At 63.6% G+C, this 14,607-nt stretch carries 16 protein-coding genes; 8 read left to right on the top strand and 8 right to left on the bottom strand.

Features of this window, described 5'->3' with window-relative positions:
* Window positions 1-99 precede the first annotated feature (99 nt).
* The 5 genes from MX571_RS09035 (at window position 100) to MX571_RS09015 (ending at window position 2,799) form a co-directional block, all read left to right on the top strand.
* Window positions 100-504 (top strand): hypothetical protein, encoded by a 405-nt coding sequence (locus MX571_RS09035; RefSeq protein WP_247415649.1) that lies wholly within the window; start codon window positions 100-102, stop codon window positions 502-504.
* On the top strand, window positions 501-863 hold the full coding sequence (locus tag MX571_RS09030; RefSeq protein WP_247415648.1) for a hypothetical protein: 363 nt from the start codon (window positions 501-503) through the stop codon (window positions 861-863). The genes MX571_RS09035 and MX571_RS09030 overlap by 4 nt, the downstream gene beginning before the upstream one ends.
* A complete protein-coding gene (locus MX571_RS09025; RefSeq protein WP_247415646.1) occupies window positions 860-1,171 on the top strand; it encodes a hypothetical protein in 312 nt (103 codons plus the stop codon). The genes MX571_RS09030 and MX571_RS09025 overlap by 4 nt, the downstream gene beginning before the upstream one ends.
* A 234-nt stretch (window positions 1,172-1,405) precedes the next feature.
* Entirely contained in the window at window positions 1,406-2,017 is a 612-nt protein-coding gene (locus MX571_RS09020) for a tyrosine-type recombinase/integrase (RefSeq protein WP_247415644.1), read from the top strand.
* A gap of 200 nt (window positions 2,018-2,217) precedes the next feature.
* Complete coding sequence (locus MX571_RS09015) at window positions 2,218-2,799, top strand: helix-turn-helix domain-containing protein (protein ID WP_247415642.1); 582 nt, start codon at window positions 2,218-2,220, stop codon at window positions 2,797-2,799.
* Window positions 2,800-3,081: 282 nt separating this feature from the next.
* On the opposite strand, the gene MX571_RS09010 is transcribed toward MX571_RS09015, so the two are convergent.
* The 3 genes from MX571_RS09010 to MX571_RS09000 all read right to left on the bottom strand — a co-directional run bounded on the left by MX571_RS09010 (window position 3,082) and on the right by MX571_RS09000 (window position 5,021).
* On the bottom strand, window positions 3,082-3,333 hold the full coding sequence (locus MX571_RS09010) for a hypothetical protein (protein ID WP_247415640.1): 252 nt from the start codon (window positions 3,331-3,333) through the stop codon (window positions 3,082-3,084).
* 87 nt (window positions 3,334-3,420) lie between these two features.
* Window positions 3,421-4,434, bottom strand: coding sequence for a tyrosine-type recombinase/integrase (locus tag MX571_RS09005; RefSeq protein WP_247415637.1), 1,014 nt, complete (start codon window positions 4,432-4,434; stop codon window positions 3,421-3,423).
* Entirely contained in the window at window positions 4,431-5,021 is a 591-nt protein-coding gene (locus MX571_RS09000) for a hypothetical protein (protein WP_247415635.1), read from the bottom strand. The genes MX571_RS09005 and MX571_RS09000 overlap by 4 nt, the downstream gene beginning before the upstream one ends.
* A 217-nt stretch (window positions 5,022-5,238) precedes the next feature.
* Between MX571_RS09000 and MX571_RS08995 the strand changes: the two genes are divergently transcribed.
* Window positions 5,239-5,799, top strand: a complete 561-nt coding sequence (locus tag MX571_RS08995) for a 5' nucleotidase, NT5C type (RefSeq protein ID WP_247415632.1) — start codon at window positions 5,239-5,241, stop codon at window positions 5,797-5,799.
* A 39-nt stretch (window positions 5,800-5,838) separates the two neighbouring features.
* On the opposite strand, the gene MX571_RS08990 is transcribed toward MX571_RS08995, so the two are convergent.
* Window positions 5,839-7,434, bottom strand: a complete 1,596-nt coding sequence (locus MX571_RS08990; protein ID WP_247415629.1) for a hypothetical protein — start codon at window positions 7,432-7,434, stop codon at window positions 5,839-5,841.
* Complete coding sequence (locus MX571_RS08985; RefSeq protein WP_247415627.1) at window positions 7,431-8,213, bottom strand: ABC transporter ATP-binding protein; 783 nt, start codon at window positions 8,211-8,213, stop codon at window positions 7,431-7,433. Before MX571_RS08985 ends, MX571_RS08990 begins: the two co-directional genes overlap by 4 nt.
* A gap of 182 nt (window positions 8,214-8,395) precedes the next feature.
* Here MX571_RS08985 and MX571_RS08980 point away from each other — a divergent pair, with 182 nt between their 5' ends.
* On the top strand, window positions 8,396-8,800 hold the full coding sequence (locus MX571_RS08980; RefSeq protein ID WP_247415624.1) for an acyl-CoA thioesterase: 405 nt from the start codon (window positions 8,396-8,398) through the stop codon (window positions 8,798-8,800).
* A 341-nt stretch (window positions 8,801-9,141) separates the two neighbouring features.
* Here MX571_RS08980 and MX571_RS08975 read toward each other — a convergent pair whose 3' ends face one another.
* From MX571_RS08975 to MX571_RS08965, 3 genes are all read right to left on the bottom strand, one after another.
* Window positions 9,142-11,721 carry an ATP-dependent DNA helicase gene (locus tag MX571_RS08975; protein ID WP_247415622.1) on the bottom strand — a complete coding sequence of 860 codons (2,580 nt, stop codon included), beginning with the start codon at window positions 11,719-11,721 and terminating at the stop codon, window positions 9,142-9,144.
* 459 nt (window positions 11,722-12,180) lie between these two features.
* The gene (locus MX571_RS08970; protein ID WP_247415620.1) at window positions 12,181-12,906 is read right to left on the bottom strand and encodes a helix-turn-helix domain-containing protein; all 726 of its coding nucleotides are present in this window, start codon (window positions 12,904-12,906) and stop codon (window positions 12,181-12,183) included.
* Window positions 12,907-12,995: 89 nt separating this feature from the next.
* The gene (locus tag MX571_RS08965; protein ID WP_247415618.1) at window positions 12,996-13,766 is read right to left on the bottom strand and encodes a helix-turn-helix domain-containing protein; all 771 of its coding nucleotides are present in this window, start codon (window positions 13,764-13,766) and stop codon (window positions 12,996-12,998) included.
* Window positions 13,767-14,161: 395 nt separating this feature from the next.
* On the opposite strand from MX571_RS08965, the gene MX571_RS08960 reads away from it, so the two are divergent.
* Window positions 14,162-14,605: an ester cyclase gene (locus MX571_RS08960; RefSeq protein ID WP_247415617.1), complete on the top strand. Its 444-nt coding sequence runs from the start codon at window positions 14,162-14,164 to the stop codon at window positions 14,603-14,605.
* Window positions 14,606-14,607 lie beyond the last annotated feature (2 nt).

Here is a 14,607-nt window from a genome sequence, read left to right as displayed (position 1 = left end):
TCGCGCTTGACTGTCGCTTCGACCCCCTGATTTCCACTCGATTCGACCCCCCACAACACCTTTGCCATCTGATATTACGCTATAGTCTGTGAATCAGACATGACCGAATCAACCGAACAGAACATGGATATGAAGACGAAGCTGGTCGCAGTCGCTGCGGGTGCAACGCTCACCGCAGCCCTCTTCGTCGTCGTCATCGGTGCGATGATGCTGTCACCGACAACAGATGACTGCGACACCCCTGCACGCACCTGCGACGAGGTCGCACAAGTCACAGGACCGACAGTGGTAGATTATTCGGGAGAGCAGGATGTTTCGTGGGGCCGCGTCGATATTGACAATTCCTCAGGAGATGGGATGGTGGTGGTAATGTGGGGGGTCGATTGCAACCCTGACTGGGCCGAGGAGACTGGCGTCGTCACCGTACGCGAGAACCAGACCGAGGAACTGGATTACCAGCCGCCAGAGTCCATCGAAGAGGTCTGCACGGGTGATGAGCGATGAGTCCGAATCCATACCGACCAGACGTCGACGGAGAAGAGGAAGAGGACCACGTTGAACGCATCCGCGAACTGTGGCCCGATGACGCACCGTATCCCCTGGAGGACGCCTGGGATGATATCATCTATCCGCCCGATATGGTTCGTCGCAGTAACTCAACGGCAGACGAAGTCATCCGAGAGGACCTTCCAGAGGCGTACATGATGAAATTCCTGGATTCGTGCTACGACGAACACATCCCCGACTGCCCGGACTGTGGATACCACATCACCAGTCTGGACTCGGGCGAATACGCGTGTATCAATGTGTTCTGTCAGTCCCGATTCGAACTGGGACTCGTACGTGCAGGTGATGAGAGATGAGCGAGGTCGAGGGGTCTGAATTCGGCGCGGAGTGCCCCGTCTGCGGGACATGGACGCGACTGAATCACCTCGACGCCGACTCGTTCGAGTGCGGGGAGGACGTCCCCGGGAATGATGACTTCGGGTGTGGCCGAACGCTGCGCTGCACCGTAGTCGTTGAGGAGGAACAGAGAGTCGAAGAGTGCTACCAGGAGGCTCACGAGTTCATGGTCAAATACACCTCCCATCCACTGGTCACGATGGGTCATTCGGGTAAGGGGAATGGTAGGACAGAGCGCTCGTACGACATAATGGGTGATGAGCGATGAGAGACTACAAGCTAACGGTGGTCAAGGTCACCATCACCGGAGAAATCCTTCAAGGCGAACACCCTGACTGGCGGGACGTACTCGACCGCATCGACGATTGTCTGGGGACAGATGGTGTCCCAGGAGAGATTGAGATGACAGATGACCTGTATCAGGTATGGTCGAGTCACCGACGTCAAGGATGGCCGTTAGACCGACGTTGGCGTGCTCTCCAGAAGCGTTCTACGCTCTCTGATGGTGATTCCAATGCAGATTGAACCGATGCCAACAGAGGACGGCTATCGCTGCTGGCTCTCGTCCGAGGAACAGGAACAGATAGTCGATTTTTGGAGCGAAGAGCCAGACCGCAAGCTCGCCATCGAGTTGATGTTGGATGGATTCAGGGGCGAGGAGACCACACGCGTCGCTCGCCAGGACTTCCGCCAGCTCGACGCCGAGACTGAAGCGTTCAAAGTCAGGATTCGAGAAGGGAAGACTGGGTATCGCGAGTGCCCCGTCAGCAGTCAAACCAGATTGAACGCCGTGACGATGAGCAAAACCAAGGGTCTGCGCCAGGGCGAACCCATCATCGACGTCCATCCGCGAACCGTGCGACGATGGGTCAAGACCGCCGCGGAAGCGCTGGCCAAAGAGACCGGGGACGACGACTGGCGACACGTACGGCCGCACGACCTGCGCCGTACCTGGGCCACGCACACGTTCTTCAGACTCGACGCGCACTACGCGGCGGACGTCATCATGCGATGGGGTGGATGGTCTGACAGGGGTACGTTCGAGAGCAACTATCTGGGCCGAGAGCCAGACGACCTCGCGGCCGAGATGATGGACCGCGCGGGACTACTCTGACCACCGCGCGCGAGATATTTTCGCAATTCGCCGGTGATACATTATCGACGTATTCGACGGCATCCCATTTGACTTAAGACTACGTTCGGCGTAGTCTCAAGGCAGCTACCTACCAGATTGACATTTGGACGTAGTCTTAAGTTCGGGGCATTTGGTGCCCCGGCAAACCTATAGGGGGTAGGGTGTTTGGATAAATCGCGATGAACGAGAACGAAACCGCAGACGAGGACGAGGCGTTCGAGCAAAAGATGGAAGACCGCGTGAAAGACCGCGTCGACAAGCTGCACGCGAAACTCGTCGACGAGTTCGGCGAAGACACCAGCGACATCCTCGACGAAGAGGAGGCCAGAGCGTACTGTGTGGGTGCCAGAGCACACGGTCGGAAGTATTCGCCGCGATGCACGGACCGACGCGTCATCATTGTCGGCAATCTTGCTGGCGGCGGAATCAAGCTGATGACGCCAAAAGGGAACGACCCCGGCAACCCCCAAATGACTGACTTCATCCACAGTTCTAGGGTGGATGATATGGGTTTGTGGCTGGGGAAAGCGCTGGACGCCCAGGTGGAAGACACGTTCTTATCGGACCAAGAAGAACGGGTGCTGTACCACATGGATGATTTCTCTGGCGAGTATAACGCACGACAACTGACGGCCGAGACGATGGACATCAGCCCGCACACGGTCGATGATTACCGCCAGAGGGCAGAGGAGAAGGTCGAGCGCGCACAGGCCACAATCGACGTCGCGGAACGGTTCGGACTGACCGACGACGACGACTGACGAAAACAGTAGATAATTTCCCGCCGAACCATACGCACCAAACACCAATAGGGTGGTGGTGTCTGAATCGATGCATGTCAGCAAGCACTGACCCAACCGATTGCATCGAAACAGGAAAACGCAACATCCACGGCCAAACATGGCCCGTGTCGCGCTGCACAAAGTGCGACGCCGAATTCTTATGCGAGCCAGACAGGGTCGTCCACAACCACGGCTGCCCGCACATCGCTGTCGACTGCAGCTGCGCGAAGTGCGAAGACGCGCGATAGGTCAGCGAATCAATCAGTCGACGTGTAGTTGGGTACCGCACCCACCCTGGCAGTCAGCCGGGACACGGTGGCCTAAACGCGGCGAATAGTAAAACGACGTATCCCCGCAATCAGGGCAGATGCACCGCACCACGACGTGTCTGATGATATCCTCAACGAGGTCGTCCGGTACGTCCTCGACGTCGAAGAACCGAGACGTGACGGACGGGTCTGTGGTTTGTGTCTGGCTGCCGACTCCGTTCCGATACCAGTCGATGTCGTCCATTACTGAATCACCGTTCGAACGTACGTGGCGCGACTACTTGTCAATTATCTAGAAAATCAGGAATGTGGTAAGAAGTGCCAGAGTCGCTCAGAACCTTGGAGCGCAGCTCTCAGCCTGTTCGCGGAAAAATTCGTCACGGACTTTCAAGTAACGAACCGTCGTGTCCGTCGACTTATGACCCATGAGAGTGGACAGCGTGCGAAGGTCAATCTGGCTGCCGAAATCGAACCCGTCACGAACGCCCGATAGAACGCACGAGACGGCAAAACCGTGACGCAGTGAGTGTGGGGTCAGTCGATGTCTCGGTCGGTCCATCGCGTCCCTGAACATCACAGATTGGATGCCCGCGTTCTTAGCTGATTGGACGACGATGTCCGCGACTGTCCGGTCGGCCATTCGACCACTCTGATGCGTCGGAAACAGGTATTCGGAGTTGTCAGCGCCACCCATATCCTGTCGACGGCGGTTGACCCAGTAGTCCATCAACTCTTGCGTACGAGCTGAGTAGTACACCGTACGGGCGATACTGTCCTCGCGTTTGAGGGTCAGGACTGTGATGGAACGTCCATCGTGGTCGACGTCGCTCAGAGATACGTCGGCGAGCTCCCCCCGCCGAAGGCCAGTCTCTGCCAGAAGCCTCACAACCAGTTTATTACGCCATTCATACGTCTCTGGCACGTGTTCGAGCATCTGGGTGACCTCGTTCGGGTGTGCCCAGACGACACCCCCTTTCGCCTTTGTCGCACGCGCCTTTCGAGTTGTTTGCTGCGTTACGCCACGAGACCCGTACTCTTCGTAGATGTCGTACCCCTCAGTGATGTCGTCGCAGATGCCTTCGTCTGAGAGGTGGTCAAACCAAGTCCGAATCCCCTGGAGGTAGATGGGCAGCGTCTCCGGGGAGAAATTCTCTTTGTCCAGCAGGTGACCGAAAAAGTTGTCTAGGTCCCCTCGTGTCGCGTCCGAGATGGCTTCGACGTCGCATTTGTTGACCAGGTAGCCCGCGAACTTCCCGCCATGGCTCTGATAGTTGCCGTACGTGTGGCTATTCGTCTTCCCCGAGGCGTCGGACAGCCAGTCTCTCAGTGCCTGTTCGACGTTCATTGGCCCAACCTCTGGAATACGAAATGCACCCCACCTCTCGGTTCGACCCCGATGCGGTCCTCGTCGCGGACGAGCCGATTCACCGTCTCCTTGATGGCCTCCTCATCAACACCGAGACGCTTCGCTAACAGAGGGACTGCAGAGATATCCTCCCTCTCCCGAAACCCTTCCCGGGCTCGCTCGTTGAGACCACCAATCTCACTCACCCGAGCACCCGTATACCGCTTCCACTCTTGCTTCGGTATCGTCGGAATGAGCTCAAGTATCTCCGCCTCCAATGAGGGGTCTGCCACCTCTAGGTCTGCCCGTTCAACGATGACAGACAGCATCTCTGTTTGACGCGACAAGGACCCCTCTAGTCGTGACATCCGTTCTTCGAGCGAACCCATGTCCACTTCCACAGACTCCACCACCTGTTCGGACGAAGTCCCTTGCCCAGGACCACTCAGTTCCCCTCCAGTCTCGATAAACTGACGCACGGCAACCCGCACAAGGTGGGAGACATTGGGATACGCTTCGTTCTCCTCGACGAAGTCCTCCCATTCCTCTTGGATATCGTCTGAAACGCTGATAGAGCGTGTTCCCATACGTTCTCTACGGGGACAAGGGTCTTAACAATAATTATTTTCGTGCTCGCCCCTACTCGTACTACTACGAGGAGTCGGGCTGCCTCGACGACATCGTCGCCCGGTTCTGAGTCGACGGGCCGTCGTCGGGACGGCCGACACGGGCCTCCGTCGGCCGACGAGCGAGCCTCCCCTGCCACAGCGACGACTATTTTTCCGCGCGGTCCTGTCTCCCGCCATGAACCTCCCCGACGGAGCGCGCATCCTCGTCGACGTCGACGGGACGCTCTGTGACAACCTGCCGCGGCTCGTCGAGTACGTCGACCGGGAACACGGCGCGGCGCTCGACCCCGCAGCCGTCACCGAGTGGCAGTACCACGTTCCCGAGGTAGGCATGCACGTCGGCGAACTCATCGACGACGCGATGGCCGACCACCCCGAGTGGTTCCTGCTCGGGATGGACCCGCTCCCCGGCGCGGCCGACGGGCTGGCTCGACTCCGGGAGGCGGGCTACGAGGTCCACATCGCCACCCACCGCCCCGCGACGACGCACGACGTGACCCGCGAGTGGCTCGAGGCTCACGGTATCCCGTTCGACGGCTACGAAGAGGCGGTCCCGCGGAACAAGGCCGAACTGGAGGGCCACGCGCTCGTCGACGACTACCACCGGAACGTCGGCGACGCCCTCGCCGCCGGGAAGGCGGGCGCGCTGTTCCGCCAGCCGTACAGCGACCCGACGGCCTGCGACGGCGCGCTCGTCGTCGAGTCCTGGGACGGGTTCGTCGACAGCGTCGTCTGAAGCGCACACCCCAGCACCGAGCGCGACCGGCGACCGTCCTCACCCGAGGTAGTACTCGTCGAACGTCCGAACGGCGTAGCGGTAGCTGAACACCGCCGCGAGCCCGGCCAGCAGGAGCGTCAGCGCCAGCCCACCCGCGATGACCGCGCTCTCGCTGTAGCCGACGGCCTCGACGACGAACTCGCGGGCGATGGGCGTCCCGACCAGCGTGGCCGGAATGCCGGTGATGGAGAGCACGAGCGAGTAGAGTCCGAAGGCGAACAGGCTCGGAGCCGTCGTCTCGACGCCGCGGGTCACCTGCACCGTGCCCATCCGGGGGAACAGGACGCCCGCGCCGACGGCGATGCCCGTCGCCGCGACGGGGAGTGCGACGGCCGTCACCACGACGGAGAGCAGTCCGAGGGGGCTGAGACCGCTGAGCACCCCCAGCCCGACCGCGAGCAGCGCAGTCACGGGGACGCCGATGACGACACCGGCGAGGCAGAGCCCGCCGATGAACGTCCGCCCGGAGACGGGCGTCGTGAGCGTCACCGGCAACACCGGCCCCTCGTCGCCGATGGCGTTGAGCGAGAACGCTGCCCCGGTCGCCCACGCACCGTAGAACACCAGCAGCGGTGGGAGTTCGGTCGGCACCTCCTGTGAGACGATGGCCACCTGGAGGAACGGGAACAGGAGGAACAGCGGGTAGGTGACGTAGATGAGCCGCATCGGCCCGCGACGGGCGCGAATCCACGTCTTCCTGGCGATGCGCGACATCGGTCGGGGGATACCGCCGAGCGACCCCATCTGCGACGTCTCGCGCGCCTCCTCTTCGGGCTGGACCGGCGAGGAGTACCACAGGAGGGCGGCGAGCCAGCTGGCCGCTCCGACGAGGGCGGGCAGCGAGACGACGCCGACGACGAGTGCCGCCGCCCCTCGCGTCACGTCGGCATCGGGCGCGGTGCCGTACAGCGCGAGGTCGGCGAACCAGCCGAGCGGCGACGCGCTCACGGCGTCGACGACGGGCATGATGGCCGACCCCGCCTGCTGGCTGCTGATGACGACGAAGTAGAGCACGAACAGCAGGATACCGATGGCCGTCTTGTACCGGGCGAGGACCTCGGACCGGGCGATGAGGTTGCGGACAGCGAGACCGACCGTGAACCCCGCCAGGGCACCCATCAGGATGAGCAGGACCAGCGTGACGAAGACGAACGGGAACGCCATCGGTTCGCCCGCACCGACGGCGAACGCGATGGGGACGCCGACGGCGGGTACGCCCGCGAGGGCGGCGACGACGGCCAGTTCGGTGAAGAGGACGCCGAGGACCGCTTCACGGTGTGAGACGGTCGTCAGGAGGCCGTCGGCGTTCGTCGGCGACCCGGAGGTCTGGACGACCCGGAGGGCGGTGACGAGCACGACGAACAGCGGAATCACCCCCGCCACCAGCCGGGCCGTCGGCACCAGTTCCGTGATGGTACCGTTCGCGACGCCCTCGCCGGCGAAGTACGCCACGGCGATGCTCCCGAGGAGCGGAATCGCCCCGAACAGGACGCTGACACCGATGGCGACCAGTTGGGTCGTCCGTCCGGTCGTCTTCCGCCAGCGGTAGGTCAGTTCCATCCGCGCGACGAGGACGGCGTGGCCGACGCTCATCGGGACTCCGTGCGCGCCGTCGCGTCCGCCGTCGGCAGGTCGGACTCCTGGGTCACCTCGAGGAACACGTCCTCCAGCGTCCGTTCCCCGCCCGTCTCCGCGCGCTGTTTCAGCTTCTGGGGCGGCCCCTCGGCGACGAGGTCACCGTTGAACAACACTCCGACGGTGTCGGCGAGTTCGTCGACGACCGGGAGGATGTGCGTCGAGAGGAACACCGTCGTGTCCTCCGCGGCGAGGTCCGAGATGACCTCCCGGACGGTGCGTGCCGCCCGCGGGTCCAGCCCCGACGTCGGTTCGTCGAGGAAGACGACCCGCGGTTCGTGGAGGATGGCCTGGATGATGCCCGCCTTCTGCTTCATCCCCTTGGAGTACGTCGAGACGCGCTTGTCCGCGTCGTCGGCCAGATCGAACCGGTGGAGCAGGTCGTCGATACGGCGCGTCGCCTCCTCGTCCGGCAGGTCGCGCAGGCCGGCGACGTACTGCAACTGCTCGCGCCCGGTGAGTTCGGGGTACAGTGGTGGCGTCTCCGGAAGGTAGCCGATGCGCTCGCGGACCGCGTCGCGGTCGGTGATGGGGACGCCGTCGATGGACGCCTCGCCCGAAGTGGGCCTGAGGAGCGTCGTCAGTATCCTGATGGTCGTCGTCTTCCCGGCCCCGTTCGGGCCGAGAAAGCCGTAGACCGACCCGTGGCGAACGGCCAGGTCGAGGCCCTCGACGGCGACCTCGTCGTCGTAGCGCTTCGTGAGACCCGTCGATTCGATGGCGAACGGCGAGGACATGGATGGAACCTGCGCGTCCACCTATAAAATACTGCGCGAGCGTTCTCCCTCCGTGAACACGGCCCTCGGGGCCGGCGAAGCCGCGGATCGGTCGGTTTCGGTCGGGGCCGGGACGACTCTCTCGACGATAACCGACGACCGAACATCACAACCGCCTTGCTCGTCGCCCGCGCCCTTCGTCCATGAGCGACTTCGCGTTCGAAACCTCGGTCCAGGTGCGCTATCGGGACCTCGACACGCTCGAACACGTCAACAACGCCGTCTACGCGTCGTACCTCGAACAGGCGCGCTCGGAGTACTTCGACAGCATCGCGGGCGTCGGCATCGGTGACGGCGGGATGGTCATCGCCCGCCTCGAACTCGACTACCGCTCGCCCATCCTGCTGGAGGACGGCGAGGCCACCGTCGGGACGAGCGTCGTCGACCTCGGCGAGTCGAGTCTCACGATGGACCAGCGTATCTCGGTCGGCGACAAGGTCGCTGCCGAGGCGACGTGCGTCATCGTCTCGGTGGACGAGGACGGGTCGGCGCGGACGCTCCCGGACTCATGGCGCGACGCCATCGACTCGTTCGAAGACGGGGTGTAGTGGACGTTACGCGATTATCCGAACTAGGGAGTCCGCCTCGAAAGCCCCCGCGCTCTCGTGGCTTGCGACTCGCTGCGCTCCTCGGCCTTTGGCCTGCGGTGCTTGCTTCGTCTCAGCTCACGAGAGCGCGGCCCCTTTCAGTCCACCCAGAGTGCCGGGCTGGATGGCCGAAGTGGATGGACTGAAAGGGGCGACCCGGTGGGCGAAGGCAGGCGACGCAAGCACCGCAGGCCGAAGGCCGAGGAGCGCAGCGAGCCTCCCGAGTCCAGCGGGTCGGGACTTTCGAGGAGGTCACAATCACTCGACCGACCCCAAGAGCTCCCTACGTCTCCCATACAGACTCACCTGCTAGTCCAGAACTGCTCTAGCGCCAACTCCAGCATATCGGGGCTCACCGCGCTGAACTCCTCGCGCTCCGCCTCACCCAGCAACGCGTTCACGGACCGGGGAGCGTTCGGGAGGTAGCGCCGGTCGAACAGCAGGCGGACGCCCGCCTCGTCCGGGCCGCGAATCACGCGACCGAACGCCTGTCTGGACTTCCGGACGGCGGGCACCTGCACCGCGGTGTCGAAGCCGCTACCCTGCTCGAACTCGCGGTCGTAGGCGTTCATCACCGCGCCCATCCTCGGGGTGGACGTGTTCGCGTACGGGACACCCACGACGACGACGCAGTGGAGGCGCTCCCCGTGGTAGTCGACGCCCTCGGTGACCGTCCCCCGCGCGCTCGTCACGAGGACGCGGTCGGTGTCGTCGTCCTGAAAGAACCGACCGAGCATCGCGTCGGTCTCCGACGATTCGGAGGAGCGGTCGCGCAAGACGGGTTTCTCGGTGCCTTCGCGGAGGTAGTCGACGGCCCACTCGGCCTCGCGGTAGGAGGGCATACAGACGAGGACGTTCCCGTGTGAGCGCGCGGCGGTGACGAGCGCGCTCGCGTAGCTCTGGCGAACGCGGGTCATCTCCTCGTAGTCGGTGACGGGCGGGCCGCGGTTCCGGTAGGTGAACGCCGGGAGGTCGAGGACCCACGACGCGCGGTTCTCGGGCGGGAAGCCGAGGCCGTACGTCGCGTCCTCGACACGTCGAGGTGGACGGTCCTCCCCTCCATCGCCCTCCTCGCGGCCCTCGCTCAGCAGTTCGAGGCCGCTGACCCGCTCGAACACGTCGAACGGTTCGAGCGTGGCGGACATCAGGACGCCACCCGCCAGGTCGTCGAGGACGCGGGCGAGTGGGTCCCGCGGGATGCAGTTGAAGAGGACGAGCGAGGCGTTGAACGCCTCCGCCCACTCCGGGAGCGTCGTGTCCGTGACGGCCTTCTCGGAGTACTCCAGTTCTATCTCGCGGAAGTAGGTCGCGTGGTCGAGGACGCCCCACTGGTGGACGAACCGGCCGACGGTCGGTGCTGTGGGCGTGCGGTCGGTCTGTCCGTCGTTCTCGTGGACCTGCCCGGCGACGTAGCAGGCGTCGCGGACGCGCGTCCAGACGTCGTCGGGGAACTCCGAGAGCGCGCGGTCGGTGAACCGGTCGGTCTCGACCGACTCGGGGTCGCGCAGCGGTAGCTCGTGGTCCTCTTCCGGGAGCGACCCCTCCGCGAACTGGCGGGACCAGTCGCCGAACTCGCTCCCCAGAAACTCGCTCACCTCGTCGTCGACGGTCGCGGCGGCCCACTCCAGGACGGACTGGGCGAACGCCAGGTCGCGCTCGTCGACGCTGTCGAACTCGGCGAGCGTCTGGCGGGCGTGGCGCTGGTGTGCGCCCGAATCCGAACCCGGCTCGCCGCCGTTGCCCGAGAGGTACTCGCGGGCCAGCGCGAGGTCGCGGTGGGCGGTCCGGAGCGCGTGGAGCGAGCAGGTCTCCGACAGCAGGTCCCGGACCCGCTCTTCGAGCATGTGCGCCTCGTCGACGACGAGGAGCGTGTCGCCGTCGAGGACGCCCGCCTTCTCGGCGGTGAGTTGCCGCGTGATGGGGTCGAACGCGTGGTTGTAGTTGCCGACGAGGACGTCAGCCTCGGGCATCAGCGCGGCGAGACACTCGTGGGGGCAGGTGCCTCGCTGGACGGCGGCGGCGACGAGCGCCTCGGGGTCGAGCACGTTCTGTTCGCCCGCCGAGAAGTCGACGCCGGGCCACCCCTCGTCGGCGAGGAACCGCGAGAAGAACGGGTCGAAGTACCCCGCGTCGCCAGCCGGCAGTTCCTCGGCGTCGTAGATGTCCAGTACGTCGCGAGTGTGGGGCGGTTCGTCGGGGTACGGGGCGCTGACGCCCGCCGTCTCCAGCCGGTCGCCGTTCATCGACTCGACGAGCGAGCAGAGCGCCTCCGCACGGACGGGGTCGTACCACGGCGCGTCCTCGTCGCGCTCCTCGCGGTGGTCGGGACAGCGCGGCTCCGAGTACGACAGCGTGTCGCAGTCGCTGGCCGCACAGACGTTGATGCGCCCGTCGAGGGCTCCCGGTGCGACGTCCAGCGCGTGCGTCGACTCGCGGTGGACGAGGCTCACCGTGGTCTCCCGGAGGTCGCCGGCCGCGTCGTGCGTGCTCTTCGTGCCGGGGAGCGCGTCCGTCCGGGCGTACGGGAGCAGGTCGCGTTTCCCGACCACGACGAGGCCGTCGACGGGCGGTTCGCCGTCCGTTCGGCCAGCATTGATGGCGCGCACCTCCGCGACGAACTGCTTCAGTTGCTGTTTGACGGGCGTGACGGCGAACACTCGCTCGCCGACGTCCTCCTCGACGGCCTGCAGCCCGGCGGCGAGGGCGATGAGCGTCTTGCCGGTCCCGCAGGCGCCCTCGAGTGCGAGAAAGCCCCCGTCGCGCATCGCGGCCAGCGCGCGCTCGACGCCGTCGGCCTGCTGGGGATACGGGTCGAACGGGAACCAGTCGCTCCACCGCGCGTCGAGCGAGTCGCGGGCGACGGTCCGGGGGGCGTCGGTCACGTTCACGACTGGCCCGTCCTCGGTGATAAACCGTCGGAACCCGGTCTTCGTGGAGGTGCCTCCACGCCGCGGTAGTCGCTCGAACGTCGCAGTGGGTGATTCGCATTCGATCCTCATTTCGATGCTTGGAGCTCGTGACAGGTCAAGGACGATGTCAGCACGACAGGTCACGGGCACGTCGATTGCTGGTATTGATAGACTCGTGCCGCGAGTGTATCAGTCGTCACCCTCGACCACTATTAGTACCGACTCGTAGCGGAGGGGCCGGTCCAGACCTTGATTAGGGAACGCCTGTTCGTTTTCCGCGCGGATACTCGACGAACGACTGACTTCCACACGAACAGCTACTAAATCCCGCTGTGAGGACGAACTGGCCGCTCTCCTTGCGAGCACTGTAGACAGTCCCACAATCCGTGCACTTGACGGTGAGTTGTTCGGGCATGACGGATTTGAGATTGGTTAGAGACAGTTCTGTGCACGCTTCCCGTCGCAGAACAGCGCCTGTTCCATGAGCGTCTCCGTGCCGCGGCGGAGTCGCTCGGACAACGCCTGATGCGAGATGTCCTGCATCTCTGCGATATCCTCCAGGTTCGTCTCCCGGGGAATGCTGAAGTAACCCGCTTCGAACGCTAACTTCAACGACTGGTACTGTTCGGTCGTCAGGCCGAACTGCCCGGACGAGTCGCCAGCTGACTGATGAATCGACTGAACGCTGACGCCCACGTGGTGCTGTTCACAACAGTCCATCGCGTCTCTGAGGGGCCGCTGTGACCGATACAGCACGCGCATTCGCCACCCCTCGTGGGTCGCTGAGACGTCAAGTATCGTCGCTTGCTTCAACGTGAGCATCTCCACGACGAGCGCGACAGTAGGGGTCCACGAGAGGCGATAGAGGTGCTCCTCGCCATGGGTCGTGAGGCGCGCCACGCCCGTCGTCGTCGAATCTTCCCGGAGTGCTGTCTCAAGCCGGTCGTGGTCCGGGGCGTCTATCCAGAGCAGTGGCAACACCCCACCGCCCCCTCCGGCGACGGCCCCGCTACTGACAGTCACCTCGGGAAACTGCGAGAGCGTCTCCGCCAGCGCGAAGTCCTCACATGGGATACGCACCTGTACGATGACGTCCTCGCTCTCGCTCTGGTGAGTCTCCTCCGGCTCCCCGTGTTCCATCGGCTCCCTGAGTGCCATAGCAGGACTTGGTTGACCATGGGGGTTACAGTGCAGGCATCATGAGCAGAACCCTTTATATCAACAGTACAACCTGTAATCTCATTATTTCATGTATTTTCGCCAACGCCGATACCAGTGGGTTCACCGATAGTCAGGGTGTTGTTGAGAAGGTTCGTCTGCCCACGCCGGAGGCGTTCGGAGGCCGCCCGCGTGGAGATACCGAGTCGGTCGGCGACGTCTTCGAGCGTCGACGCGCGGGGTATCTCGAAAAAGCCCATCTCCTTGGCTGCGAGCAGGCACTCACGTTGTTTCTCCGAGACGTTGAACTGGCCCATCTTCGGCTGGGTTAGTTCGTAGAGTCGCTCGACGGTGAATGCGATATCACGGTCCCGACAGAATGTCTGGAGGTCACTGAGGTCGTCTCGGCAATCGACGCGAATCTTGAGCAACCAGTCTCTCCCGGACGTCTCAGCTTGGAGGACGACCACGTCGCGCTCTCGAATCCACGTGAGAAGCTGGTCGGCCTCGTCTGACCACTGGACGCGGTAGAGTGCGCCGTCGTCGAACATGCCGACCCGCCGGAGTGACGCGACGCTCGGGTCATCCGCTGCGGCCGCTTCGAACTCGCTCATGTCGTGGTCGGTCGCCCACAGATACGGCAGCAGGTGCTCGCCGGTCGGGACGAACTGTTCGAACTCCAGCGTCTTCTCGGGGACGCGTTCGACCGTCTCGGCGAGGACGAAGTCCTCGGCATCGACGGTGAACTCACAGACGAGTTTCGTCTCCTCGTCGGTGAGACTGGGGCCGTCGTCTCCACCGGCCGAACCGGTTCGGTGCGTCGGGTCGCGGGCTGGCGCGACGAGGTGTGTGAATGTCATGGGTGGTGGACCGTCTGGGGGACGCGTGATACTGTACGATGTACCCCGCGTGACGCCACGCGAATGAACCATGTCACGGTGACACGACGACCGGCATCCATCGCCTCCGGCACGGAGAGACGGATACACAGTTCGGATTCGTGGTCCCTTGACTTCCATATCGAAGGGCCAGTCGGAAACCCTTGGTGGCTCATGCCGTTTAATAGCAGGAGGAGGACGGCTACTGTAATACTCACGCTCTGAGTCTATCAGCTGAATCAGCAACTTTTGCCACGAAATAAACGAGCTACGTGGCGATGTCTGTTGACACCCCGGACAATTTCGACCACACCTCCGAAACCACCCGAGTAGCTATTTCGTCGCCGCCCCAACGACACGTAAGGGAGGACGTTCCCATGACAGGTATCCAGAACTTCACCAGCAAGGAACTCGTCCGCTACGAGATCACCGAACTGTTCGAGCGCGGCAACGTCGGCGTGGTCGACGACCTCTACGCGGAGGACGTGGTCGTCGGCATCCGACGGACGGGGTCGGACGAACCGGTCGCCAGCCGCGAGGACATCGAGGACATCTACCGCGAGTGGAACACGGCGTTCCCCGACCTGAACGTCGACATCAACAGCGAGGTCGTCGAGGACGACACCGTGACCGCCCACGTGACGCTGTACGGTACGCACGATGGGACGTTCCGGGGCATCGAACCGACCGGGAACCGCATCAGCGTCGACGGGTTCCACCAGCGCCGGGTCCGCGACGGGGAGATCGTGGAGGCCGTCTCGATGGTCGAGATGGGCGAACTCCTGCGACAACTCGACGTGGAACTGCCGCTCGACGCCTGAGC

The organism is Halomarina salina, from assembly GCF_023074835.1.
GTDB classification, from domain to species: domain Archaea; phylum Halobacteriota; class Halobacteria; order Halobacteriales; family Haloarculaceae; genus Halomarina; species Halomarina salina.
This window is presented reverse-complemented; position numbering and strand designations above follow the sequence as displayed.

Bases quoted from the DNA above. Each gene is read 5' to 3' on its own strand.
- MX571_RS09035 (WP_247415649.1), top strand. From the start codon at position 100: ATGACCGAATCAACCGAACAGAACATGGATATGAAGACGAAGCTGGTC.
- MX571_RS09030 (WP_247415648.1), top strand. From the start codon at position 501: ATGAGTCCGAATCCATACCGACCAGACGTCGACGGAGAAGAGGAAGAG.
- MX571_RS09025 (WP_247415646.1), top strand. From the start codon at position 860: ATGAGCGAGGTCGAGGGGTCTGAATTCGGCGCGGAGTGCCCCGTCTGC.
- MX571_RS09020 (WP_247415644.1), top strand. From the start codon at position 1,406: ATGGTGATTCCAATGCAGATTGAACCGATGCCAACAGAGGACGGCTAT.
- MX571_RS09015 (WP_247415642.1), top strand. From the start codon at position 2,218: ATGAACGAGAACGAAACCGCAGACGAGGACGAGGCGTTCGAGCAAAAG.
- MX571_RS09010 (WP_247415640.1), bottom strand. From the start codon at position 3,333: ATGGACGACATCGACTGGTATCGGAACGGAGTCGGCAGCCAGACACAA.
- MX571_RS09005 (WP_247415637.1), bottom strand. From the start codon at position 4,434: ATGAACGTCGAACAGGCACTGAGAGACTGGCTGTCCGACGCCTCGGGG.
- MX571_RS09000 (WP_247415635.1), bottom strand. From the start codon at position 5,021: ATGGGAACACGCTCTATCAGCGTTTCAGACGATATCCAAGAGGAATGG.
- MX571_RS08995 (WP_247415632.1), top strand. From the start codon at position 5,239: ATGAACCTCCCCGACGGAGCGCGCATCCTCGTCGACGTCGACGGGACG.
- MX571_RS08990 (WP_247415629.1), bottom strand. From the start codon at position 7,434: ATGAGCGTCGGCCACGCCGTCCTCGTCGCGCGGATGGAACTGACCTAC.
- MX571_RS08985 (WP_247415627.1), bottom strand. From the start codon at position 8,213: ATGTCCTCGCCGTTCGCCATCGAATCGACGGGTCTCACGAAGCGCTAC.
- MX571_RS08980 (WP_247415624.1), top strand. From the start codon at position 8,396: ATGAGCGACTTCGCGTTCGAAACCTCGGTCCAGGTGCGCTATCGGGAC.
- MX571_RS08970 (WP_247415620.1), bottom strand. From the start codon at position 12,906: ATGGCACTCAGGGAGCCGATGGAACACGGGGAGCCGGAGGAGACTCAC.
- MX571_RS08965 (WP_247415618.1), bottom strand. From the start codon at position 13,766: ATGACATTCACACACCTCGTCGCGCCAGCCCGCGACCCGACGCACCGA.
- MX571_RS08960 (WP_247415617.1), top strand. From the start codon at position 14,162: ATGACAGGTATCCAGAACTTCACCAGCAAGGAACTCGTCCGCTACGAG.